At 65.3% G+C, this 22,376-nt stretch carries 19 protein-coding genes (1 of these 19 cut by a window edge); 10 read left to right on the plus strand and 9 right to left on the minus strand.

Features of this window, described 5'->3' with window-relative positions; translation table 11 throughout:
- Positions 1-8: 8 nt before the first annotated feature.
- From hisD to VT03_RS07250, 4 genes are all read left to right on the plus strand, one after another.
- Entirely contained in the window at positions 9-1,370 is a 1,362-nt protein-coding gene (gene hisD, locus VT03_RS07235) for a histidinol dehydrogenase (RefSeq protein WP_075092376.1), read from the plus strand.
- Positions 1,371-1,746: 376 nt separating this feature from the next.
- Positions 1,747-2,163 carry a TadE family protein gene (locus VT03_RS07240; RefSeq protein ID WP_075092377.1) on the plus strand — a complete coding sequence of 139 codons (417 nt, stop codon included), beginning with the start codon at positions 1,747-1,749 and terminating at the stop codon, positions 2,161-2,163.
- Entirely contained in the window at positions 2,160-3,365 is a 1,206-nt protein-coding gene (locus VT03_RS07245) for a vWA domain-containing protein (protein WP_075092378.1), read from the plus strand. Before VT03_RS07240 ends, VT03_RS07245 begins: the two co-directional genes overlap by 4 nt.
- A gap of 20 nt (positions 3,366-3,385) precedes the next feature.
- The gene (locus VT03_RS07250) at positions 3,386-3,814 is read left to right on the plus strand and encodes a TadE/TadG family type IV pilus assembly protein (protein ID WP_075092379.1); all 429 of its coding nucleotides are present in this window, start codon (positions 3,386-3,388) and stop codon (positions 3,812-3,814) included.
- Positions 3,815-3,826: 12 nt separating this feature from the next.
- Here the strand turns inward: VT03_RS07250 and rlmN are convergent, their stop codons facing one another.
- Positions 3,827-4,963 carry a 23S rRNA (adenine(2503)-C(2))-methyltransferase RlmN gene (gene rlmN, locus VT03_RS07255; protein WP_075092380.1) on the minus strand — a complete coding sequence of 379 codons (1,137 nt, stop codon included), beginning with the start codon at positions 4,961-4,963 and terminating at the stop codon, positions 3,827-3,829.
- A gap of 488 nt (positions 4,964-5,451) precedes the next feature.
- Here rlmN and VT03_RS07260 point away from each other — a divergent pair, with 488 nt between their 5' ends.
- The 3 genes from VT03_RS07260 to VT03_RS07270 all read left to right on the plus strand — a co-directional run bounded on the left by VT03_RS07260 (position 5,452) and on the right by VT03_RS07270 (position 8,930).
- Positions 5,452-6,495: a DUF3500 domain-containing protein gene (locus tag VT03_RS07260; RefSeq protein ID WP_075092381.1), complete on the plus strand. Its 1,044-nt coding sequence runs from the start codon at positions 5,452-5,454 to the stop codon at positions 6,493-6,495.
- Between the two features lie 410 nt (positions 6,496-6,905).
- Positions 6,906-8,237 (plus strand): lactate racemase domain-containing protein, encoded by a 1,332-nt coding sequence (locus VT03_RS07265; RefSeq protein WP_075092382.1) that lies wholly within the window; start codon positions 6,906-6,908, stop codon positions 8,235-8,237.
- Between the two features lie 102 nt (positions 8,238-8,339).
- Positions 8,340-8,930 (plus strand): hypothetical protein, encoded by a 591-nt coding sequence (locus VT03_RS07270; RefSeq protein WP_075092383.1) that lies wholly within the window; start codon positions 8,340-8,342, stop codon positions 8,928-8,930.
- Positions 8,931-8,983: 53 nt separating this feature from the next.
- Here VT03_RS07270 and VT03_RS07275 read toward each other — a convergent pair whose 3' ends face one another.
- On the minus strand, positions 8,984-9,760 hold the full coding sequence (locus tag VT03_RS07275; protein ID WP_075092384.1) for a class I SAM-dependent methyltransferase: 777 nt from the start codon (positions 9,758-9,760) through the stop codon (positions 8,984-8,986).
- 116 nt (positions 9,761-9,876) lie between these two features.
- Between VT03_RS07275 and VT03_RS07280 the strand changes: the two genes are divergently transcribed.
- Positions 9,877-10,335 carry an ExbD/TolR family protein gene (locus VT03_RS07280; RefSeq protein ID WP_075092385.1) on the plus strand — a complete coding sequence of 153 codons (459 nt, stop codon included), beginning with the start codon at positions 9,877-9,879 and terminating at the stop codon, positions 10,333-10,335.
- Between the two features lie 166 nt (positions 10,336-10,501).
- Here the strand turns inward: VT03_RS07280 and VT03_RS07285 are convergent, their stop codons facing one another.
- The 5 genes from VT03_RS07285 to VT03_RS07305 form a co-directional block, all read right to left on the minus strand.
- The gene (locus VT03_RS07285) at positions 10,502-11,956 is read right to left on the minus strand and encodes a DUF1501 domain-containing protein (RefSeq protein ID WP_075092386.1); all 1,455 of its coding nucleotides are present in this window, start codon (positions 11,954-11,956) and stop codon (positions 10,502-10,504) included.
- A 30-nt stretch (positions 11,957-11,986) separates the two neighbouring features.
- On the minus strand, positions 11,987-12,316 hold the full coding sequence (locus tag VT03_RS07290; protein WP_082846017.1) for a type II toxin-antitoxin system RelE/ParE family toxin: 330 nt from the start codon (positions 12,314-12,316) through the stop codon (positions 11,987-11,989).
- Positions 12,291-12,545, minus strand: a complete 255-nt coding sequence (locus VT03_RS07295; protein WP_075092388.1) for an addiction module protein — start codon at positions 12,543-12,545, stop codon at positions 12,291-12,293. The genes VT03_RS07290 and VT03_RS07295 overlap by 26 nt, the downstream gene beginning before the upstream one ends.
- 47 nt (positions 12,546-12,592) lie before the next feature.
- Positions 12,593-15,127 carry a PSD1 and planctomycete cytochrome C domain-containing protein gene (locus VT03_RS07300; RefSeq protein WP_231870617.1) on the minus strand — a complete coding sequence of 845 codons (2,535 nt, stop codon included), beginning with the start codon at positions 15,125-15,127 and terminating at the stop codon, positions 12,593-12,595.
- A gap of 446 nt (positions 15,128-15,573) precedes the next feature.
- A complete protein-coding gene (locus VT03_RS07305) occupies positions 15,574-16,797 on the minus strand; it encodes a Gfo/Idh/MocA family protein (protein WP_075092389.1) in 1,224 nt (407 codons plus the stop codon).
- 294 nt (positions 16,798-17,091) lie between these two features.
- Between VT03_RS07305 and VT03_RS07310 the strand changes: the two genes are divergently transcribed.
- Together VT03_RS07310 and VT03_RS07315 are read left to right on the plus strand one after the other, a co-directional pair.
- Positions 17,092-18,963, plus strand: coding sequence for a hypothetical protein (locus VT03_RS07310; RefSeq protein WP_156514341.1), 1,872 nt, complete (start codon positions 17,092-17,094; stop codon positions 18,961-18,963).
- A 113-nt stretch (positions 18,964-19,076) separates the two neighbouring features.
- On the plus strand, positions 19,077-20,708 hold the full coding sequence (locus tag VT03_RS07315; protein WP_075092391.1) for a hypothetical protein: 1,632 nt from the start codon (positions 19,077-19,079) through the stop codon (positions 20,706-20,708).
- 425 nt (positions 20,709-21,133) lie between these two features.
- Here VT03_RS07315 and VT03_RS07320 read toward each other — a convergent pair whose 3' ends face one another.
- Positions 21,134-22,084 (minus strand): phosphatidate cytidylyltransferase, encoded by a 951-nt coding sequence (locus tag VT03_RS07320; protein WP_075092392.1) that lies wholly within the window; start codon positions 22,082-22,084, stop codon positions 21,134-21,136.
- Positions 22,085-22,183: 99 nt separating this feature from the next.
- Positions 22,184-22,376, minus strand: partial view of a lysophospholipid acyltransferase family protein gene (locus VT03_RS07325; RefSeq protein ID WP_075092393.1) — the end only. 419 nt of this gene lie beyond the right edge of the window; the window shows 193 of its 612 coding nt (coding positions 420-612); its start codon lies beyond the right edge, outside the window; its stop codon occupies positions 22,184-22,186.

Consider the following 22,376-nt stretch of genomic DNA (forward strand, 5'->3'; position numbering starts at 1 on the left):
CGCCCTCCATGTCGCTGAATCTCCTGACGATCGATACCCGCAGCGGAAACGCAGAACAGCTCTTCGCAGACCTGCGTCAAAAGCTGTCGCCCCAGGGGGACGTCGTCTCGGATGCGGGACGTGAACGGACGATCGCCCTCTTCGGCGCCCCCCTGACCCCGCAACAGGTCGTCGAACGAATCTGCCGCGACGTCCGCGAACGCGGCGTCAGCGCCGTGCTCGAGTACACGGCCAAGCTCGACCGCAAGGAACTGACGGACGCAACGCTCCGTGTTCCAGCCGAAGAGTTTGAGAAGGCCCACCGCGCCGCCGATCCGCGGTTCCTCGAAACCGTCCGGCAGATCCGGGAGAACATCGCCGAGTTCCAGCGGGCCGTCGTTCCGGACGACATTCGAATTCTCCGTCAGAATGGCGCCGCCCGGGTCGAACTGCGTCAGCGGTGCCGCCCCCTCAAGCGGGTCGGCGTCTGCGTTCCGGGTGGAGCCGCGGCCTATCCCTCAACGCTCCTCATGACGGTCGTCCCGGCCCAGACCGCCGGCGTCAAGGAGATCGCGGTCGTCGCTCCGCCCACTCCGTTCGGCGCGTACAACACGGACCTCCTCGCCTGCTGCCATGAGCTGCGCGTGACCGAGGTCTACCGCATGGGGGGAGCCCAGGCGGTCGCGGCGATGGCCTACGGCGTTGCCGGCGTGCCGCGGGTCGACAAGATCGTGGGGCCGGGGAACCTGTTCGTGGCCCTCGCCAAGCGGCACGTCTTCGGCGAGGTCGATATCGACAGCATCGCCGGGCCGAGCGAAGTGATCGTTCTGGCGGACGAGACCGCCCGGCCGGAGTTCGTCGCCGCCGACCTGATCTCGCAGGCGGAACACAGCCCCGGCTCCGGCGTGCTGATCACCTGGCACCCCCCGCTGATCGACGCCGTCCGGGCCGAGCTCGAGAAGCAGCTCGCTCACCTGGCGCGGGGCGATCTCGCGCGGGTCTCGATGGAAGCCTACGGAGCCCTGATCCTGGCGCGGGACGAAGACGAAGCGGCCCGACTGACCGACCTGCTCGCCACGGAGCACCTCCACATCTCCACCGCGGAGCCCGACCGGCTGCTGGACAAGATCCAGAACGCCGGGGCGATTTTCCTGGGGCACTACACGCCCGTCGCGATGGGCGATTACGTCGCCGGGCCGTCGCACGTCCTGCCGACCGGCGGGACGGCGCGGTTCGCCAACGGCCTGTGCGCGGCGGACTTCATCAAGCGGTCGAGCGTCATCCACTACAACCGGGAGGGCCTGGCCCGGGACGCCGACCTCGTCCGGCAGATGGCGGACAAGGAAGGCCTCACCGCCCACCGCGCCAGCGTCGACATCCGCCTCCAGTAACCAACGGCCGGGCGCGAGTCCGAGGCGGGGGGATTAAACACCAAGGCACTAAGGAGGCACCAAGGTCACGAAGTGTCCTTTGGGCCGTGAGACGCTTGGCCCCTGGAACGCGACCGCAAGCCAATGAGGTGTACCTGCATCAAAAGCCTTGGTGCTCTTTGTGCCTCCTTAGTGCCTTGGTGTTTAACTCTTCCTCTCTTCCTCTCCTCCTCTCTTCCCGCGGCCACCCCGGCACGGCCCGGACGGCGTTACAACCGGCCCCGGAGGGGGCGAACTTCAATAATCGAGCCAACTTCGGCTTGTCGCGGAGATGAGACCCCTAGCGTGACCTAGGTTTGCGGGACGTTCCTCTTTGGCTCGAACCCGCACAACCCCTATGACTGGCCTATCCCGCCACAGCCGCAATGGTGAGCCGCGTCGCTCCGGCGTCGCGGCCGTCGAGCTGGCGCTCTGCAGCCCGCTCCTGTTCCTGCTTGTGATGGGGGCCGTCGAGACCGCGAACTACATCCACCTCAAGCAGGCCCTCACGCTGAGCGCCTACGAGACCGCCGTCAGCGTGACCGCCATGGGAGGGACGGAGACGGACGCCATCAAGAACGGGGAAGCGATCCTCGACGCCCACCGCGTCAAGAAAGGGGACCTCGGCATCGAGCCGATCGTCACCAGCGCGACGAAGGCCGGCACGCGGATCGAAGTCACCGCGACAGCTCCTGTCGCGGACAACGCCATCTCACCGCCGTGGTTCTTTAACGGCGCCCAGATCCAGGTCACGTTCACGATGGTGAAGCTATGAAGGCTCATCGCAAGCCGCTGCGCGGCGAATCGCCCCGTCAGGGAGCGATGCTGGTCCTGATCGGGGCCATGCTGGTGGTCTTCCTGGCGATGATCGTGTTCGCCATCGATGTCTCCTACATGCAGCTGACGAGAAGCGAGCTGCGGGCGGCCTCCGATGCCGCCGCCAAGGCCGGGGCCGAAGCCCTCCGCCGGACGCAGAACGCCACGTCGGCCGTCAACGCGGCGATCACTTACGGCGCGTACAACACGATCGGCGGCAAGCCCCTCCGGCTGACCTCCGCCGATGTCGAACTCGGCCAGACCGTGCTCAAGCCCAGCGGAAACTGGGAGTTCGCCAAAGGGGTCCAGCCGTACCGCGCGGTGCGGGTCAAATCGTCGCTCACCGCGGGGAGCGCCAGCGGTCCGGTCCACCTGTTCTTCGGGGGGCTGCTCGGACGCGAGACCTTCACGCCGCAGATGACCTCCGTCGCGTCCCAGTTCGACCAGGACATCATCCTGTGCCTCGACCGGTCGCACTCAATGACGTTCGACCTGTCGGGCAAGGACTGGGTCTACCCCAAGGGGATCCCGGCCTATCCGGACGGCATCAAGTATCCCCCTCATGCCACGCTCAGCCGCTGGGCCGCCCTCAGCACGGCGGTCGACAACTTCGAGAAGATCGTCGTCAACACGAACCTTCCCCCGCGGCTCGGGATGGTCACGTGGGCCTCGGATATCAACAAGAGTTCAACCGAATACTCGCTGACCGGAAAGACCTCTCCCGCGGTCACACGGGAACGGGAACTTTCCGAATCGCTCATTGATGGCATCCTCAAGATCCTGCTGAATTCGCTCGCCAGCCTGACGAAAGCCAAAAGCAAGAACGTCATGCTCGGCGCGACGAACATGTCGGCCGGCCTCTCCGAGGCGATCAAGATGCTCGAAGCCGACAAGACGAAGCCGCTCGCCAAGAAGAGCGTCATCCTCATGACGGACGGTCTGTGGAACCAGGGGAGCGACCCGGTCCAGCTGGCCCGCGACGCGAAGGCCAAGGGGATCGTGATCCACACGATCACGTTCCTCCCGGGCGCCCAGCAGCCGGCGATGGTGGAGATCGCCACGATCACCGGCGGCCGCCATTACTACGCCACGAGCGCCGCCGAACTCGATGCCGCCTTCAAAGACCTGGCGTATTCGATGCCGGTGATGCTGACCGAGTAAGACCGCGACGAAAGCCCGACATGCACCGCCTTCTCCAGACAACTCCGGCTCGCGCTGCTCGCCCGTCCCGCCAGGGCGCGACGACGGTCGAGTTCGCCCTCACGGTCCCGATCGCCTTTCTCCTGCTGATCGCGTCGGTCGAGTTCGCGCGGGTTAACATGATCCGCAACACGCTCGTGAACGCCGCCTATACGGGGGCACGCCGGGCGATGGTCCCGGGCGCCACCGCCGAGGTGACGAAGACCGAAGCCAGGAAGGTGCTCAGTCTGACCGGGATCAAGGGGGGAACCGTCACGGTCGAGCCCAACGTCCTGACGAACACGACCTCACAGGTCACCGTGACGGTGACGGTCCCGCTGAACCAGAATTCCTGGGTCGCGCCGACCTTCATGAAGGAAAATCAGTACAGCCGGACCTGTACGCTCTCGCGCGAGATGGCCAAGCGATGAGTCTCCTGCCGGTCACGGGGCCGGCGCGTTCGTCGTCCCGGCTGCGGCCTGCTCTTCTTTGAGTCGCAGCTGACCGCAGGCGGCATCGATGTCCGCCCCCTTCCGCTTCCGGACGGTGGCGTTGACTCCGCCGTGTTCGAGCGTCTCGGCGAACAGCTTCGTCCGCGGGACCGCCGGCGCCTCGAGGCCCGTCGGCTCCACCGGGTTCATCGGGATCAGGTTGACGTGCGCGACGCGGTGCCGCAGGAGCTTGGCGAGTTGCTTCGCGTGCTCGACGTCGTCGTTCACGCCGGCGAGCAGGACGTACTCATACGTGACCCGCCGTCCCGACGCGGCGAAGTAGTCGTCCGCCGCCGCGAGGATCTCTTCGACTCCGATGTTCTTGTTCACCGGGACGATCTGCGTCCGGAGAGGGTCGTTCGGAGCGTGCAGTGAGATCGCGAGGTTGTACGCCTGACCGTAGCGGCCGAGTTCCCGGATCTTCTCCGGCAGGCCGACGGTCGAGATCGTGATCCGCCGGGCTCCGAGGCCGAGGCCCCCCTTTTCGTTGAGGCTTTCCAGGGCGGGCAGGAGTGCCTTGAGGTTGGCGAGCGGCTCTCCCATTCCCATGACGACGACGTTGGTGATCCGCTCCTCGCCGGTCATGAGGCGGTCGAGGCGGAGGAACTGGTCGAGGATCTCGCCGATCGAGAGGTTCCGCTTCACCCCCATGAGGCCGCTGGCGCAAAAGACGCAGCCCATGGCGCAGCCGACCTGCGTGCTGATGCAGACGGTCCGGCGGTCGTCTTCCCGCATCAGGACGCATTCGGTGTGCTCGCCATCGGCAAGCCGCAGAAGGAGTTTTTCCGTGCGGTCGGAGGCGACCTGATGGCGGGCGACTTCGGAGGCGAAGAGGCGAAATTCTTCAGTGAGGGCGGTGCGGAGGGCGGCCGGGATGTCGTGCATCGCGGCGAATTCGCTGACCCGCTTGCCGAAGATCCAGCGGCGGATCTGGTCGGCCCGGAACGAGGGGTAGCCGCGGCTGTCGAGCCAGTCGATGAGCTGGGCGCGGGTGAGATCGAGGAGTGGGCGGAGCGGCTCGTTGGTCGCGGGTCCGGTGGGGACCCCGTCGACGACGGCGGTTGCGGTGGCGATGATTGGTAGCTGCATGGAGTATTAAACCATGTTTCCACGCGAAATTCCTGCAGCCAAAGTGAACCCCGTTCTCGCCGGCACAGCTCCCATAGCTCAAACCCAACGTTCCACGGCAGTCAGGGGTCAAGGGGGCAACCCCTTGCCGCCGGAGGCGCTTCAATGAGGAACCGTGGTAAGTAACGGGCGACCGCTTTAGGACACCGGCGTTGAGGACTCCCTCAAAATACACCGCTGGCTTTGCAATCCCCGCGCGTTGGTGAGGGGGGCATACGGCACGCTATCCGCGTTTGGACACGTTCTCCTTCAGAATATCTCCCGACGGCCAGGCCTCCGGCGGGCAAAGGGGCGTTGCCCCTCTGCACTCCCCACCAGGGGGACCCCCTGGACCCCGGTTAGGTCGGCACACCATGACGAACTCGTTCCCTCATGTCGTTGAAGTCACCCTTCACAATCGCTCTGATTCTCAATCTCCCTCCCCCACACGCTCTCGACGGAGACCCCGCATGATTCGTCTGGCACTGCTGCTCGCCTGTGCAATCTCGCTCGCCACTCCCCACCACCTCCGCGCGGACAACACCCCCACCGCACCCGTCGCCAAGGCCATGGCCGACGCCGCCAACAAAGTCCTGGCATCGCTCGACGACGCCCAGAAGGCCAAGGTCGTCATGAAGTTCGACGACCCCGCCCGCCTTGACTGGCACAACATCCCCAAGCCGGTCCGCAAAGGGGTCCAGCTCCGCGAGATGACCCCCGAACAGCAGAAGCTCTGCCACGAGCTCCTCAAGAGCGCCCTCAGCGACTCCGGCTACGAAAAAGCCTCCCGGATCATGTCCCTGGAGAACAACCTCCGCGAAGGGGAAAAGAACATCCAGAACGGCAACCTCCGCGACCCGCTCCGGTACTTCCTCACGATCTTCGGCACCCCGTCGGACAAGGGAACCTGGGGCTGGAGCTTCGAAGGCCACCACTTCTCCCTCAACTTCGCCGTTCGCGACGGCCTCGTCATCGGCGAAACGCCCAGCTTCTGGGGCGCCAACCCGGCCACGGTCTACCTGCACATCGACGGCGGACCGGAAAAGGGAATCCGGACCCTCGCCAAGGAAGAACAGCTCGCCTTCGACCTCGTGAACTCCCTCGACGACGCCCAGAAGAAGAAGGCCATCATCGCCGAGAAGGCCCCCGCCGAGTACCGCAACGCCGGCAACCCCGAGCCGCCGAAGGGACCGGCCGAAGGGATCTCCGCGAAGGAACTGAACGAAACCCAGCGGAAGCTCCTCTGGTCGCTCCTTGAGACCTACAACAGCCACCTCGAAGACGCTCTCGCCGCCGAACGGCTCAAGGAACTCCAGGCCGCTGGCCTCGACAATCTCTCCTTCGCCTGGCTCGGTTCGACGAAGCCCCACATGGGCCACTCCTATCGGATCCAGGGCCCGACCTTCATCCTGGAGCTGATCAACGTCCAGTCCGACACCGAAGGAACCGTGGCGAACCACATCCACTCGGTCTGGCGGAGCCTCACCCGCGACTTCGGCCTGACGGCCAAGTAGCCGCCCGACGGAATCCTGCTGAAGGACTCTCACGCGGAGGCGCGGAGAGCGGAACTGGCCACCGGGTCACGCTCCGCTCTCCGCGACCTCCGCGTTGTGTTTTGCAGGAAGGTTGAGCCACAGATAAACACAGATGGACACAGATAAGAGGTCAGGAAGAGACCGAGGACCTTTGCCGGAACTCGAAGGCTCGCTGTCCGCCCCAGCCCAGGCCTGTCTCCTATCCGTGTTTATCTGTGTTCATCTGTGGCCCCCCTTCCTCTCCCTCCCGAAATGCCGGCCGGCCCGCGTCGTCGTGGCTGATCCCCGCGTCACAATCTAAGATTCCCGTGAGAGACCGTTCCAAACCGTGAGGCGAGGCCGAGCCCGCCGCACGTCCTCCTTTTTCGTCCGAGTCAGGAAGCGTCGAGATGCCGTGGATTGTCGAGCAGAGTGAGCAGATTTCCTGGGAACGCCTCCGCGAGCTGATGGCCCAGACCGTCGCCGAAGCCCGCAAACGCCTCTGCGCGGAGCCGAAGCGCGTCCTTCTCCTCCCGCCGGACATCACCCGCATGCACTCGGGCGTCGGCCGGCTGACCGAGATGCTCTACGAGATGCTCTCGCCGGAAGCGGACGTCCACGTCATCCCGACCCTCGGCCAGCACGTCCCGCACACGCCCGAAGAGAACGAGCGGATGTTCGGGAAGGTCCCGAACGAGCGGATCCACGCGCACGACTGGCGGAACGGCTGCGTGAAGGTCGGCGAGATCTCGGGCGAGGAAGTCGCCGCCTCCTGCGGCGGCGTGGCCGACTGGCCGATCCCGCTCACGCTCAACAAGATGCTCATGGAAGGGAAGTGGGACCTCATCATCCACCTCGGGCACGTCGTCCCCCATGAAGTGCTGGGCTTCGCCAACCACAACAAGAACTACTTCATCGGCGTTGGCGGCAAGGAGCTGATCTGCGCGTCGCACCTCATGGCGGCGACCTGCGGCATCGAGAACAACCTCGGCAACCTCGTGACTCCCGTCCGCCACTGCTTCAACGTGGCCGAAGAGCGGTATCTCAAGCACCTGCCGGACGTCTACGTGCAGGTCGTCATGGCCCGCAACGCGAAGAACGAGCTCGTTCACACCGGCGTCTACATCGGTGACGACCTCGACACCTACCTCGGCGCGGCCCGCCAGTCCCGCGAGCAGAACATCACGGTCTTCGACCAGCCGGTCAAGAAGATCGTCTGTGTCATGCAGGGGGACGAGTTCGTCAGCACCTGGGTCGCCAACAAGGCGGTCTACCGGACCCGCATGGCCCTCGCCGACGGAGGAGAACTCCTCATTCTCGCCCCCGGCCTCAAGCGGTTTGGCGAGCAGCCGGACGTCGACGCCATCATCCGCAAGTACGGCTACACCGGCACCGAACACGTGATGAAGCTCTACAAGACGGAGCCGGACCTGCAGGAGCTGGCCCACGCCACGGCCCACCTGCTGCACGGCTCGTCCGAAGGCCGGTTCAAGATCACCTATGCCCCGGGCTTCCTCTCGAAGGCCGAGATCGAGCAGGTCAACTTCCAGTACGCCGACCTCGCCGAGATGACGAAGCGTTATCGGCCGGACGAGTGCCAGGAAGGCTGGAACAAGACGGCGGACGGCGAAGAGTACTTCTTCATCCCCACTCCGTCGGCCGGCCTGTGGTCGACCCGCGAACGCCTTTACAACCGGGCCACCGGATTCGGCGGCGACAAGGTCCCGTCGGTCGGGGGCTGATCTCAGCGAGGCGGTGTTCCAGCGGGCCACGGCCTCGTCGCCGTGGCCCCTGCCCCAGGCAGTGCCGGTGGGCAGACCGAACCCGATCGGAAGGGCCTGCGAATGAGCCGCATCATCCACAACGTCGGCAAGGTCCTGCTTCACGCAGGTCTCGTTGGTGTCGCACTCCTGTCCGGCTGCGGACAGGAGGCGCCACCCGCCATCGCGCCGATCCCCAAGATCGACGTCGATCAGGAGATCCGAGCGAAGACGAAGTCGCAGCCGCTGGCGTTTCAGGAGCAGACGGTCGGTTCGGCCACCCTGGAGGACCTCCAGCGGAAGTTTCCCGAGGCGACGTTCAAAGGGGCGGATGACGGGACCGGGTTCTCAACGCTGACGATTTTCGCGTCGGCCGATGCTCCGCTGGACCTCGTCGGAGTCCCCCTCCGCCATGTCGATTTCGACTGCTGGGAGGGGAAGCTCCTGTCGATCACCCACTGGTACGACTCGAAGGACTTCGAGGCGCTGGAGAAGGGGCTTCAGGCTCAGTACGGCGAGGGGGAAGAGGTGATCGCCGGCCAGGGATGGCGGATGTGGAAGACGACGGGCCACCAGACCATGACCCTGCTGCGCCGGGCGGGAACGGTCTGGATGAAGGACGACTCCCTTTCCGAGAAGCTCGAGCAGGCGAAAGCCTCGCGCCCATCCCCTTGAGGAGCGGCGTCCGGGCCGCATCCCACATTGGCCATGCGGCCGGCGCCTCGACCTCACGCCATCGCCTTCACGCCCACGATCCGGATCCGACGGTAGTCCGCCCACCACGCGCCGTCCCGATGGAGTTCCCCGTGGAGTCGCGCCTCCGCCGATGCGAACACCGCATCGGCCTGCTCGGGCGACAGCGATTCGATCCACCCGCGGCGGAACATCCGGTACCAGTTCCGGAGCCCTTCCTCCCCTTCGAGCTTCGTCGGGCGGTCGAAGAGCCACGCTGCCTGGACCTCGATGCCGTGCCGTTCGAGCAGGGGCGCGTATTCCCCGATCGATGGGTAGTACCAGTCGTGGACCGGCCGCTGTCCGGTGACCGCAGCCATCGCGTCGAGCAGCCCGGTCAGGACGCGGCGGATGTTGTCCTTCCCGCCGAACTCGACCACGAACCGTCCGCCCGGCTTCAGGAGCGCCGCCATATTCCGGACGGCCTCCTCGGCCCGGTTCACCCAGTGCAGCACCGCGTTCGAGAAAATCGCTTCAAAGCTCCCCGGAGCCAGTTCCGCCGGCAGGCGATCGGCCGAGATATCGACCTGCAGCCACGGAAGCGATGGGTAGGCGGCCCGCGCCGCATCGATCATCTCCGCCGAGCTGTCGATTCCGGTCACGACCGCGCCGACGTTGGCGATCTGCGACGTCAGGTGCCCGGTGCCGCAGCCGACATCGAGAATCCGTTCACCGGACTGCGGCGCCAGAAGCCCGACGAGGTCTTCCCCGTACTTCGTGACGAATGCATGGCGGGTGTCATAGAGAGCGGTGTTCCACTGGTTCGTCGCCAATTCCTTCTCCTCGTTCTCAAGTCCCCGGGGCGATGCGATCCTCGCCCGCCAGGGAATTCGTATTACGGGGCTCCGCCGGATCTGCGATCCTGACAGCTCCCGCAGGAGAGGAGCCGATGAGAGTCCCCCAGGTTCACCGGAAGAACACCGATGATAACTCGATGGTCCCGATGATCGACGTGACGTTCAACCTTCTCGTCTTCTTCGTCGTCGCGGGAGCGGGAGTCAGCGCGGAGAAACTCCTCTCGGCCAATCTTCCCGCGGAAGGGGCGATCCAGACCGAGGTCGTCGTCCCGCAGAGCGAACCGTGGCTCGTCCGCGTGTTCCTCAAGCTCTCGCTCGCCCCGGGATCCGGCGAGTTCACCGTCGACATGAACGGCACTTCCTACACTGACATCGAACTCCTCAAGGAGCAGCTCAAGACGCTGGCGGAAGTCGACGCCAAGAACCCGATCGTCCTCGACGTTGCGCGGGAAGTCCCCGTCGGCAGGATGGTCGAGATCTACGACACCTGTAAAGCGGCCGGTTTCACGTCGATCAGCTTCGCCGCCAAGGACGTTCCGGCGACACAGTGAGCGTTTGGCTCGGAAGAAGAATTCAGCCACGGATGAACACAGATCAACACGGATAAAGGCAAGTGGAGGAGGGATCCGATCACGTCTCCGACCAATCTGTGTTCATCCGTGTCGATCTGTGGCTAGATCTCTTCGGCTAATGCCGCGCCGCCGCAATCACTGAAGCCTACGCCAGCACCTTGCGGATCGGCTCGACCTCTTCGACGCCGACGAGCTTCTGATTGAGCCCGCCGTAGAAGTAGCTCAGCCGGTTCGGGTCGAGCCCCATCCGGTCAAGGACGGTGGCGTGCATCTGTTTCACGTGGAAGCGGTCTTCCACGGCCGCGGCCCCCAGTTCATCCGTCGACCCGACGCTGACGCCCCCCTTGATCCCGCCGCCGGCCATCCACATCGTGAAGCCGTACGAGTTGTGGTCGCGGCCGGTCCCCTTGGCATACTCCGCGGTCGGCTGCCGTCCGAACTCTCCTCCCCAGACGATCAGCGTCTTGGAGAGCAGGCTCCGCTGCTTGAGGTCTTCCAGAAGCCCGGCGATCGGCTTATCAGTCTCGCCGGCGTGCAGGTTGTGGTTCTTCTCCATGTCGGAGTGGGCGTCCCAATTGTCGTCGTTGTGGGCTCCGCCGGAGTAGAGCTGAATGAACCGCACGCCCCGCTCGACAAGCCGGCGAGCCAGAAGGCACTGCCGGGCGAACGTGGAGCACTTCGGATCGTCAAGTCCATACAGCTTCTGCGTCGCCTCCGTCTCCTGCGACAGGTCGACCGCCTCGGGAGCATTGGCCTGCATCTTGAAGGCCAGTTCGTAGCTGGCGATCCGGGCGGCGAGGTTGGAATTGTCCGACCGCACTACTTCGTGCTCCTCGTTGTAGGCGCGGAGCGTATCAAGCAGCTTCCGCTGGGCCGACGTCCCGAGCTCCTGCGGCGGAGCGAGGTCGAGGATCGGGCTCCCCTGCGAGCGCATCACCGTCGCCTGGTAGGAAGCGGGCATGTATCCGCTGCTCCAGTTCTTCGGCCCCGAGATCGGCCCGCCGCGGGGGTCGAGCATGACAACAAACCCGGGCAGGTTCTCGTTGACGGTCCCCAGGCCGTAGTTGAGCCAAGACCCGATGCACGGGCTCCCACTCAGGACCTTGCCGCTGTTCATCATCAGCATCGCCGAGCCGTGGATCGGCGAGTCGGCGGTCATCGAGTGCAGGAAGGCGATGTCGTCAACCTTCTGCGCCAGGTGCGGGAAGAGATCACTGACGTACTTGCCGCACTCGCCGTACTGGTTGAACTTCCAGCGAGGCTCGACGATCCGCCCCTCGTTCTTATGCCCGCCGCGGCCGAACGTCTTGACCTGGATCGTCTGGTTGTCGCGACCGGTCATGGACGGCTTGTAGTCGAACGTATCGACATGGCTCGGCCCGCCGTACATGTAGAGGAAGATGCAGGCTTCCGCATGCGGTGTGTGATGCGGCGCCTTGGGGGCCAGGGGATTGACGAACGGCGTCTTCCCATCGGCGGCCACCGCCTGCCGCGCGAAGAACTCATTCCCCAGCATCCCGGCAAGCGCCGTCCCGGCAAACCCGGCTCCCGACTCCCACAGGAATTCCCGACGCGTGCGACCACAGAAGTTCGAGGGCATGGAATACTCTTCTCTACTGACGCGGGCGGATCACTGAGGAACGATATCGCCACTGCCGAAATCGGTCAGGAGGCGATCGTACCAGTAGGCGTTGTCTCGTGCGTGGTGGTGCACGGCCAGAAACACGATCTCGTTTTCAACTTCCGCAAACACAACGAGGTAGGGGAACTTTCGGACTCGTTTGAACTGGAGAAGCCCGCCGTCGCGGATGCCGATCAGGGGATTCTCCGCGATCTGTTCGAAGGTCCGGGTCAATTCGTCAAGGAATCGCTCTCCCAAGCCACGGCGTCTCTCCTCGTAACGGTTCACCGCGCGTCGGATGTCGCGTTCCGCTTCACTCAGCAACCGGGCGGGTTTCATGGAGGTCCTGCCGGATCGCCTGAAGGGTCTCTCTCCACGGAAGCAGAACGGCCGTCCCGTCAGCGATGCTCTTCAACCTCCGTTCGAACTCGGCCTGTTCGGAAACGGGCAGTTCGAGCGGAAGTGTTTCCTCGATCCGCAGCCAGATCGCCTCCCGCAGCGGGGCGGGAAGCTCGCGAATCTGGTCAACAAGGCGTTCGACATCGGGGGGAAGGGCTGCGGCCGCCATTCTCGAACTCCGGGGACACTGGACGAACACGTCGACGACGCCTCGAATCAGTCCAGATACACAAACTCATTCAGGTTCAGGACGGTCAGGCAGAAATACCGCAGCGCGGCATCCGGAGCCTGCCCGAACTCCGTTTCGAGCGATTCGATCAGCTTCACGCCCCGCTCGACCTCCGCCTCCGCCGGCTCGCGCTGGAACGCTCTGCGGAGTGCCAGGCGGACCTGTGCCGACCGATCCTTGCCGGCCGACTCCTTGAGATAGCTGGCAAGCTTCTGCGACTCCTCCTGCAGGAACACGCTGTTGAGCATGCTGAGCGCCTGCGTCGGCTGCGTCGTGGCGAACCGGACGGGGCAGGTGAAGTCCGTATCGGCCACGTCGAAGTTGGCGAGCAGCGGAACGGTCAGCGACCGCTTGAGGTGGATGTAGATGCTCCGGCGGCGGCGGTCCTCGTCGGTCGACTGATTCCATCCGGCCCCCGGCATCGACTGCCCGGCGAGGACTTCCTTCTCGATCACCGGGTAGATGCTCGGGCCGAACATCTTGTCGAGGTTGAGCGTGTTGTTGACCGCGAGGATCGAGTCCCGGATCTCCTCGGCCCGCAGCCGCCGCATGTCGAACCGCCACATCAGGAGGTTCTGCGGATCCTTGGCGAGCGCCGCCGCGTTCCCCTGCGACGACATCTTGTACGTGTTCGACGCCAGGATCAGCCGGTGGAGGTGGCGGAGGTCCCAGCCGCTCTCCATGAACTCGGCGGCGAGCCAGTCGAGGAGTTCCGGATGGCTGGCCGGATCCCCCTGCAGACCGAAGTTGTTCGTCGAAGGGACGAGACCGCGGCCGAAGTGCCACTGCCAGATCCGGTTGACCATCACGCGGGCCGTGAGCGGGTTGTCCCGGCTGACGATCCACTCGGCGAGGGCCCGCCGCCGCCCGGTGCTGGCGCCGCTCTCGGGCGGAGCGATGTTCGGCGCCGGCGGAGAGAGGACGGCCGGGAACGCCGGCTCCACGACATCCCCATCGGCGTGCGCGTTGCCGCGGATCAGGATCGTCGTCTCGGGGGCCTGGCTGCCGTTCTCCTTGATGACGAGCGCCTGGCTGGCGCTCCGCGGCGGCCGGTTGCGGAGCTCGCGCCACTCCCGGCGAACCCGGGCGTAGTCGTTGAAGTCGTCCTGCGAGATTTCGGCACCGATGTGCTTCTGGATCACACGCAGCCGCTCGCTGTCCCGCGTGAAGTCATCCTTCTCACCGCCCACGAGATGCGGGCGGATCTGATCTTCCGTCCGGTCGAGATGCTTCCGAAGGGCGGCGACCGTCTGTTCCCAGCGCTGTTTCTGCTCCGCATCGAGGACATCTTCGTCCGGCGAGGCGATGCTCATCACCGACGCTTCCATGACCGACTCATCCGACCGTTTGCCGTAGTGCCGGATGTTTCGGAAGAAGGCGGCAAAGCGGTAGTAGTCCGCCTGCGGAACCGGGTCGAGCTTGTGGTCGTGACAGCGGGCGCAGTTCAGCGTCAGTCCCAGGAACGCCTGTCCTGTCGTACCCACGATGTCATCGATGCCGTCGTAGAACGCCAGGAGCGGGTCGGCGGGCTCATCGTCCCACAGCCCGAGCCGGTAGTACGCGGTGGCGATCATCGAGTCCCGGGTGACGGCATCGAGCTCATCCCCCGCGAGCTGCTCGCGGACGAACTGGTCATACGGCTTGTTCTGGTTGAACGCCTGGATGACGTAGTCGCGGTACCGCCAGACGAACGGCTTGGGATTGTCCCGCTCGAAGCTGTTGGTCTCCGCATACCGGACGAGGTCGAGCCAGTACCGCCCGTAGTGCTCACCATGGTGCGGCGAGGTCAGGAGGTTCTCAACGAGGTCGTTGTAGGCCCCTTCGGACGGAGCTTTCGAATAGGAGTCGACGAGGTCGGGCTGCGGGGGAAGGCCGACGAGGTCGTAGTGGACGCGCCGCAGGAGTTGCTGCGGCGGCGCGGGCGGGTTCGGTTCGAGCTGGTTCTGCCGTAGCTTGTCGAGGATGAAGGCGTCGATCGGGTTGGCGACCCAGCCGGCATCCTTCGGCGTCGGCACATCGGGGCGGACGACCTTGCGGAACGACCAGAAGTTCTTCGTCTCCTCCGTCACTTTCGGGGGCCCGTGCGTCTCGGCGACCGCGGGGGCATCGCCGGCGGGCATCGGGAGGCCGATCTCGACCCATTTGCGGAGGGTGGCGAGCTGCGGCGCAGGGAGCTTGCCCGCGGGGGGCATCTCGAAGCCCTCGTAGTTCACCGCCTGGAGCAGGACGCTCTCGCCGACGTTCTCGAGGTCGACACCGGGGCCGCTTTCGCCTCCCTTGAGGATGGCGTTGCGGCCGGCGAGCGTCAGGCCCCCCTTGGCCTTGCCCGGCCCGTGGCACTTGTAGCAGTGCTCTTCCAGGATCGGGAGGACGTCCTTCTTGTAGAAGTCCAGTTGCTCCGCGGGGAAGGTCTTGTCGTCCGCCGGGAGGGCGGTTGCGGAGAGAGCGGTCCAGCCGATGGAAAACGCTGCGACGAGGCGTTTGAGCATGAGCGCGACGGGAAGGAGTCGGAGGACGGTCAACGGCGTGATGCCGGGCAATTCATCCTAACCGGTCGGACGTTGGGTGAACACATTCGCAGCGGTTCAGCCGAGGTTGCGGGAGGGTATCCGCGTAGACCGTTCTTGCCGGCGCGGCTCCCATAGCTCAAACCCAACGTGCGACGGCAGGCTGGGGTCAAGGGGCCAGAAAACAACACAGGCCCCCTTGCCGCCGGAGGCATTTTCGATGGGGAACCGTGGTAAGCAACGGATGTCCCCTTTGTGGGACCAGCGTTGAGGACTCCTCCACATCACACCGTGGGCTTTGCAATCCCCGCGGGTTGGTGAGGGGGCATACGGCACGGTGTCCGCGCTTGGACACTCGCTCCTTCAGACATCTCTCGACAAGACGGCCTCCGGCGGGCAAGGGGCATTCTGCCCCCTGCACCCCCTGACCAGGGTCCCCCTGGACCCGGTTCTGGCACGCTTCAGGCAAAGTCGCGAGCTGTCAGCGACTCACCACGGCGATAAGCGACATTCCCCAGATGCGCCAGCGTCGACGCCGTCGCTCCCACCGACAACGGTGCCACCGGCGTCGCTCGCGTCCGCACACAATCCAGGAAGTTGCGGATGTGCGGTCCAAGCAACTCCGTCGCGTCCGCCGTCAAACTGTCCTTCCGGTCATAAACCTTCCAGCCACCACGGTCGACCACCAGCGTCCCGTCCGAGCCATAGAACGCAGTCCCGGCCGTCCGCCCCTCGATCCCATGCGAGGACCACTGCCGATGCTCCCACTGAATCATCGCCCCCGGGTACTCATAGTGAACGGTCAGCGTGTCCGGAGTCTCGCGGTCATCTTCCAGCTCCAGAATCCCCCCCGTCGCCATCACGCGGTTCGGCATCTGCACGCCCAGTCCCCAGGCCGCCACGTCGAGGAAGTGAACGCCCCACCGGCTCAGCTCCCCGCCACCGTAGTCCCAGTACCACTGCCAGTTCTGATGGAACCGATTCGGATGAAACGGCCGTGACTCCGCAGGCCCCAGCCACGCGGCATAGTCGACTCCCTTCGGAGCGACCGCCTCTTCCTTCAACCCGATCGGCTTGCGACGGTGAACCACCCAGGCCCGCGCCATCCGCACCCGGCCGATGACGCCGCTCTGGATCGCCGCAATCGCCGACTGAAAATGCGCTCCACTCCGCTGTTGCAGTCCAACCTGAACAACGCGGCCAGACTCGGCCGCTGCTGCGGAAACGCGGCGGACCTCGTCGATCGTCTGACCGATCGGAGCTTCAACGTAAACGTCCTTCCCCGCCGCACACGCCTCGGTCGTGATCTGACCGTGCCAGTGGTCCGGCGTCGCCACAAAGAGGGCATCGATCCCCGGATCATCGAGGAGCCGCCGATAGTCCGAAGCGGTCTTCGGCAACCGCGAGAACCGCTCGCCGAACTCCGACCGGACCCCGTACAGGACCGACGAGTCGACGTCGCACAACGCTGCCACTTCAACACCCGGCTGCTGAAGGACTTCGCTGAGAAGATCCTTCCCCCAAGCCCGCACGCCGATGATGCCGACGCGGATCGGAGTCTTGACGCTGTCAGACGAGGCATGCACCGCCTCCAGCCCGACGATCCCGGCCGCCGCGCCGGCCGCGCTGCGTGACAGGAACTGCCGCCGATTTCCTTCCCGATTCAGATACTGTTCGAGGTTCATTCGCAATCCGGAAACGCCTGCCCGACTCGTATTGGGCTCTCCACCTTACCATGACGAGGCCGACTTCTCAGTATTTTTCGTCCGAAGGCTGGAAAATCAATCTTCCAAGGGAGTTACGTTCCCGAGAAGTCGCCGGCCCGCCGGAAAACACGGCCAGCCGGACGCGAAGCCGACCGCCCCCCATTTTTCCCCTTTCGCGGCATCCCCGCCCCTTTCCCGCGAAAACGTCCCCAGCGGCCGGCGTATCTTCGATCGGAGCGGGTCACAGTCCGGGCGCGGGGAGGGGGAGGGTTCATGAGCCGAGCCAAAGTCTGCCAGGCGATACTTGTTCTCTTGTTCTGTGCGACGTTCTGCAGCGAGGCGTTCCCACAATTTGGTGGCAGCGGTACCCAGCCCGATTCCAAGCTCGGTTCGAGGCCCCCTCGTCGCCCGGCCGCGATGACCCGTGGCGGGACGGAATCCCCCGCTCCCGCACCGGAGGGTGCGGGAGCTCTTCCTCCGAGTCTTGCGATCGAGATCCCGGATGAGCCGCGGACGATCGATCCCGTCACGCTCCTGCCGCCGGAGCTGACCCGTAAGAGCACCGTCGCGTTCGAAAAGACTCCGTTCAAGGAGGTCGTCAAATGGCTTCGCGACGAGGCGAAGCTCAACGTCGTCGTCGATCCTTCGGCGACCGCGGCCAACCACCTGCTGAGCACGGAGCCGGTCACCGACGCGCTGCGGGACGAGCCGATCTACTTTCTCCTCGATCGCCTGGAAACCTTGGAACTGGGCTGGCACATCGAGGAGGGAGTCCTGTTCCTCGAGAGCTTCGACCAGGCTTTGGATCATCGCGTCACCATTTCCTACAACCTCGGCGCCCTGTTCGACGCCGGCTTCCGTAGCCAGCCGATCCTGGACTCGCTCCAGCAGGAAGTGGCCGGCCCCTGGGACGCGGATGAGCCCGGAACGGGAACGCTGATCCTGCTCGGCGACGTGCTGTTCGTTCGACAGCACCGTCGAGCGCAAATTGAGGTCGCGGCCTTGCTGGCGGCGCTGGAGAAGCACGGACGGCGGACAGTCCTCGTCGATCCGCCGCAGCACGTCGCGCTTTCCGAAGCGCTTCGGCACCGGGTCACCGTCCGCTTCCAGAACCTGTCCATTCGCGAAGGGATCCAGCAGCTGGCCGCACAGGCGGAGACAGAGATCCGCTTCGCCCCCGAACTGAAGGATGCGGGGGTCAACGTGGATGAGGACCTGATCTCGCTTTCCGTCAGCGAACAACCCCTCCAGACCGTGCTCTCCAACCTGCAGACGGGGACGAAGCTGGCGCCGGAGATCCGCGCGGGGGCTCTCTGGCTCACCACCGCCGACGCCCTTAACGAGCACAGGCTCACCGCCGTCTTCGACGTCCGGGATCTCTGCCGCAGTCATGACGAAGCGGGGGCACTGGGCGACGCCATTCAAACCCAGACCGCCGGCCCTTGGTACGCCGACCAGCCTGGCACGGGAACCATCTCCTTTGTGAAACCGGGGGTCCTCGTCGTCCGACAGACCCGCCCGCAGCTCGACGCGGTCCTCGACCTCCTTGAAAGCTACCGGGTGGCCCTCAAAGCGTCGAAACCCCGCCCGAAGGACGACAGCGAGGACAAGCAGGAGACACTCTACTATCGGGTCCCGGCCGCCGTAGCCGACGACCTTCTCACACTCATTCCCCGCCTCGTCGCCCCCGAGTCCTGGCAGGGAGCCAACGCCGGACAGGGGACGATCCTGAAGTCGGCGTCGTTCCCCGAAACCACACCAGTCGGGGCCGTAACAACGGCGGACGCCGGCGGAAAGTCCGGACCTCCGGCCCCGGCGGCAGTCGTCGTCACTCCCTATTCGGTGCTCATCGTCCGCCAGTCACGCCGGAATCATCGCGTGATCGCTGAGACGATCCACAAGATTCGGTTTGGGGACACTTTGGTCGACGAGTATCCCTTCCTGGGCGGAGGTGGGATGGGGGGCGGCATGGGAGGATTCGGCGACGGCAGCCAGCAGGGGGGCGGCTTCGGCGGCGGATTCTTCCGCATTCCTGCGGGTGAAGGAACATCGCCGACGGCGCCACCCCCGGAGCCCATCATCCCCACCGAGGCCTCGGCACGCGAGGCGGAAGGCCGAACGCCATCGACTGAACCGATCCCTTGAACCGGCAGCCCGCCGTAGGCTCACCGCCTCAGCCCACCCGCGGCAAGGCGGCTCGCCCCGCGGGACTTCGAACCGCCCTTCACCGCATAGCGATTCCACCACGAGGCCGCGCCATGATCCGGTTCCTTTCTCCCGCCTCGGCCTGTCTTCTCGGACTGCTGATCGGATCCAGTCCGGCCAGATTGTATGCACAGCCCGCCGCTGCTCCGGCGACTCCGCCGCCTGCTGCCGTCGCCCCGGCTCCCAGCCTGCAGATCGTCATTCCGGACGAGCCCCGTCACATCGGGACGGAAGGGCTCCTTCCGCCTGCCCTGACAAAGGCCGTGACGGTCGAGTTCGAGGGCCGCCCGTTGGCGGATGTCGTCGGATGGCTGCGCGACGACCAGAAGCTCTCCGTCGTCGTCGACAAACCGCTCCGCTCCGAACTGGCCACGGCGGTTGTCACCGACCGGCTGGCCGACGAGCCGCGGGAGCTCCTGCTCAACCGGCTCGAGACCGTGAATGTCGGCTGGTACCTCGACAAAGGAGTGCTTCACCTCGGCCGGCAGAACGAGGCGAGCTCACATCACCTCCAGGTCCAGTACAATCTGGCCCCCCTGCTTGACGCCGGATTCGAAGCCGATCGCCTCATCGAGACAGTACGGAAAGGGACCAGTGGTCCGTGGTCCAGCGAGACACCGGCCACCAGCGGGACCACGGTCCTGGTCGGGGATGTTCTGTTCGTAAAGCAGAACCAGCGGACGCAGACGGAAGTGGCGGCCCTGCTGGCGGCCCTGGCGAAGCACGGCCGCCGAACATTGCTCCTCGATCCGCCGCAGCACACAGCCCTGCGAAAGACGCTCACGCAGCCGATCTCCATCAATCTGGATGAAGTCCCCCTTGGCACCGCCATCCGGCAGGTCGCGGCGAAGCTGCAGGTCCCCCTCCGAATCGATCCTCGCGTCGGCAAGGTCCTCAACCTGGAGCGGGAGCCGGTCACGCTCGTGGCCGAGGACGAAGACCTCACGACGATCCTGTCCCGGATGTCGAAGACAGCCCTTGCCCCGGAGATCCGCTACGGAGCGTTGTGGGTCACGCCCAGGAACATCGAGGCCGACCGAAGCCTGACCGCGGTCTACGACGTCCGCGACCTGTGCCTCGACTTCGCCGAATCGGCGGCTCTGGAGCTGGCGATCCGGAACCAGATCCCCGGTCAGTGGCTCCTGGCCAATTCAAACATCGGCGTGATCGGGTTTCCGCGGCCGGGCATCCTGGTCGTCCGCCAGAAGCTCCCCCAGCTCGACGCCATTGAGGAGCTCCTGGAGAACTACCGGGACGCCCTGCGGGTCTCCAAACCCCGCCCCCAGGCCCGGGCCGGACTTCAGAAGCTCGAACTCCGGATCTATCGGGTGCCGACCGAAATGGCCGAGGATGCGGAGTCGATCCTGCGGGACCTCGTTGCGCCGACGAGCTGGCAGAGCGCCGTCCCGGATCAGCCCGGGACGATCCGCCGCGCGAACGCTCCTTCGGAGCTGAAAGTCCTCGAAGGAGGGGTTGCGCGCCCCCAGGCGGATAAGCCGGGCGCGCCGGGCGTGGCCCTGCGCCCTTACTCCGTGCTTCTGATCCGGCAGACCGTCGAGAACCACCAGGAGATCGCCCGGCTCCTGCATCGCCTGGAGCAGGGAGATCCCCCGGTGCCGGCGACTTCCTTCGAACGCAAGGGCCCGAGCGGCTTCGGACGTGGTTTTTTCGAGCAGCCCCGCTGATTGATGATCGTCAGCGCAGGGTGTCAGGTCGACACGTACCGACGGATGGCCCCTTGCTCATTCCCACCGGGTCCAGGGGCACCCTGGTGGGGAGTGCAGAGGGGCCTGTGTTGTTTTCTTGGCCCTCTTGCCCGCCGGAGGCCTGGCCGTCGAGAGATATCTGAAGCGCGCTGTGTCCAAACGCGGACAACGTGCCGTATGCCCCCTCACCAACCCGCGGGGATTGCGATGTAAGCGGTGTGAATTGAGGGAGTCCTCATAGCTGGTACCACAAAGGGGACATCCGTTGTGTCCCACGGTTCCGCGACGAAAATGCCTCCGGCGGCAAGGGGGCGTGGCCCCCTTGACTCCAGGCTGCCGTCGCACGTTGGGTTTGAGCTATTGGTGTCGTGCCGGCAAGGACGCGATCCGCCCCCCCCACCTACTCAAACCACGCTGAAGTAGTACCGCGTCAGGTGCAGGAAGACAGGCGCCGCAAAGCACAGGGAGTCGATCCGGTCGAGGATGCCGCCATGCCCCTCGATCGCCCGCCCCCAGTCCTTCACGCCGTAATCCCGCTTGATGGCGGACATCACAAGCCCTCCGCCGAAACCCATGCCGGCAATCGCCAGGGACATCCCCGCCGACTGCAGCGGCGTGAACGGCGTCGCCCACCACAGACCGGCCCCGATCAGCACCGTCGCCCCCACGCCGCCGATCAGCCCCTCCCAGGTCTTGTTGGGACTGACCGTCGGACAGACGGCATACCGCCCGAACAGCTTGCCGAAGCAGTACTGCAGCACGTCGCTCAGCTCGCAGATCAGGACGAAGTAAAACAGCAGCTTCGCGTTCTGCCCCTCGTAACCTGGAATCTTGAGGAACGTCAGGATCCCCGGGGCATGGCTGACGCAATACACACAGATCATGAGTGCCCACTGCAGCCGCGCGATCCGCTCCAGGAACTGGTCCGTCTCCCCCGCCGCGGCAGCTCGGATCGGCAGGACAAGGAAGACATAGACCGGAATGAAGATCAGAAAGAACCCGTACCAGTGAACCGCCACCAGCAGGAACTGGAGCGGCATGATCAGGAAGAAGGCCCAGGCAAGAGGCCGATGGTCGCCGAGCCGCGTCGGCGTGAGCGAAATGAACTCGCGGAGCGCCAGAAACGACGTCAGCGCGAACATCAGAATCGTCCCCGTCCCACCGGTCCCGACCGCCAGGGCAAAGATCGCGGTCATCCCCCACCAGGCCCGCAAGCGGGCATTGAGGTTCGCCGCCGTCGCCCGTCCGCCGTCACTCGACGCCCGGCGGGCAATCACCGCTCCGAGGGCGGTCGCGAGCATCAACAGCCCCACGACGCCTCCGATGAGCCACGTCAGTTCCTGGTCAAAGACCATGATCCAAGTCCCTTCCGCACGAGAACCTGGCGGCCGATTCCGCTGCAAGCGACCGTCCGCCGGAGGTCGGGTTGCGACGTGTCGTCGCTTCGGTGAGCGTCAGCTCCGGCGAAGCGTCCGCAGGGCAATGACCGCCTCCCGCGTGCGGGCCAGGAACGGGTCACGAGCCTCTCCCGCTTCGAGGCGGACCGGTGGCCCGAATGTCACGCTGGAAATCAGCGGCACGGGAACGACCTCCCCCTTCGGGAGGATCCGGTTCATGTTGTCGAGGAGCGTCGGCACGAGTTCGACC

The sequence above is a fragment of the Planctomyces sp. SH-PL14 genome (genome assembly GCF_001610835.1).
GTDB lineage: Bacteria > Planctomycetota > Planctomycetia > Planctomycetales > Planctomycetaceae > Planctomyces_A.

Coding starts and splice junctions, on each gene's coding strand:
- VT03_RS07310 (WP_156514341.1), top strand. CDS start 17,092: ATGAGCCGAGCCAAAGTCTGCCAGGCGATACTTGTTCTCTTGTTCTGT.
- VT03_RS07295 (WP_075092388.1), bottom strand. CDS start 12,545: ATGGCGGCCGCAGCCCTTCCCCCCGATGTCGAACGCCTTGTTGACCAG.
- VT03_RS07270 (WP_075092383.1), top strand. CDS start 8,340: ATGAGCCGCATCATCCACAACGTCGGCAAGGTCCTGCTTCACGCAGGT.
- VT03_RS07305 (WP_075092389.1), bottom strand. CDS start 16,797: ATGAACCTCGAACAGTATCTGAATCGGGAAGGAAATCGGCGGCAGTTC.
- VT03_RS07320 (WP_075092392.1), bottom strand. CDS start 22,084: ATGGTCTTTGACCAGGAACTGACGTGGCTCATCGGAGGCGTCGTGGGG.
- VT03_RS07280 (WP_075092385.1), top strand. CDS start 9,877: ATGAGAGTCCCCCAGGTTCACCGGAAGAACACCGATGATAACTCGATG.
- VT03_RS07250 (WP_075092379.1), top strand. CDS start 3,386: ATGCACCGCCTTCTCCAGACAACTCCGGCTCGCGCTGCTCGCCCGTCC.
- VT03_RS07265 (WP_075092382.1), top strand. CDS start 6,906: ATGCCGTGGATTGTCGAGCAGAGTGAGCAGATTTCCTGGGAACGCCTC.
- VT03_RS07315 (WP_075092391.1), top strand. CDS start 19,077: ATGATCCGGTTCCTTTCTCCCGCCTCGGCCTGTCTTCTCGGACTGCTG.
- VT03_RS07285 (WP_075092386.1), bottom strand. CDS start 11,956: ATGCCCTCGAACTTCTGTGGTCGCACGCGTCGGGAATTCCTGTGGGAG.
- VT03_RS07240 (WP_075092377.1), top strand. CDS start 1,747: ATGACTGGCCTATCCCGCCACAGCCGCAATGGTGAGCCGCGTCGCTCC.
- VT03_RS07245 (WP_075092378.1), top strand. CDS start 2,160: ATGAAGGCTCATCGCAAGCCGCTGCGCGGCGAATCGCCCCGTCAGGGA.
- rlmN (WP_075092380.1), bottom strand. CDS start 4,963: ATGCAGCTACCAATCATCGCCACCGCAACCGCCGTCGTCGACGGGGTC.
- hisD (WP_075092376.1), top strand. CDS start 9: ATGTCGCTGAATCTCCTGACGATCGATACCCGCAGCGGAAACGCAGAA.
- VT03_RS07290 (WP_082846017.1), bottom strand. CDS start 12,316: ATGAAACCCGCCCGGTTGCTGAGTGAAGCGGAACGCGACATCCGACGC.
- VT03_RS07260 (WP_075092381.1), top strand. CDS start 5,452: ATGATTCGTCTGGCACTGCTGCTCGCCTGTGCAATCTCGCTCGCCACT.